Source organism: Streptomyces sp. SID13726 (assembly GCF_010548375.1).
In the GTDB taxonomy this organism is placed as follows: domain Bacteria; phylum Actinomycetota; class Actinomycetes; order Streptomycetales; family Streptomycetaceae; genus Streptomyces.
The window spans coordinates 1-456 of sequence record NZ_JAAGLY010000397.1; the positions used below are offsets into that span (position 1 = coordinate 1).

The following is a 456-nucleotide window of genomic DNA, read 5'->3' on the forward strand; positions in this document are numbered from 1 at the left end:
CCCCGGCTCCAAGAACGTCTACGGCGGGGTCGTCTACGGACGCATCCTCGCCGAACTCGTGGAGAACTGGTGGGAGAAGATGCCCGTCGAGCGCTGGGTGACGCGCCGCTCGACCATGGTGATGACCCAGGACCAGGCCCTGACCGTGGACTTCCGCAGCCAGGACTGGGCCGCTCCCCCGTACAACGGCGCAACGGTCCACCGCGCCGAACTCGACTCCTGGCTCGCCTCCCTCGCCGTGGAGGCGGGTGCCGTCCTCGTCACGTCGACGGTCGCGACGGGGCTGCTGCGCGATGCGCGGGGCAGGGTGACGGGCGTCCGTACGGACCGCCCCGACGGGGACCTCACCGCATCCGTGGTCATCGCCTGCGACGGAGTGAACTCGTTCCTGGCCAAGGAAGCGGGCCTGTACCCGTCCGGGCCGACGGCCGAGCACACCACGCTCGGTGTGAAGGA

The 456-nt window shown here is 70.4% G+C and carries 1 protein-coding gene; it reads left to right on the forward strand.

Going from position 1 to position 456, the window contains the following annotated elements; all coding sequences use genetic code 11:
- Positions 1–456: FAD-dependent oxidoreductase (locus G3I78_RS48260; RefSeq protein ID WP_343244036.1), on the forward strand; the 456-nt coding region annotated here is incomplete at both ends.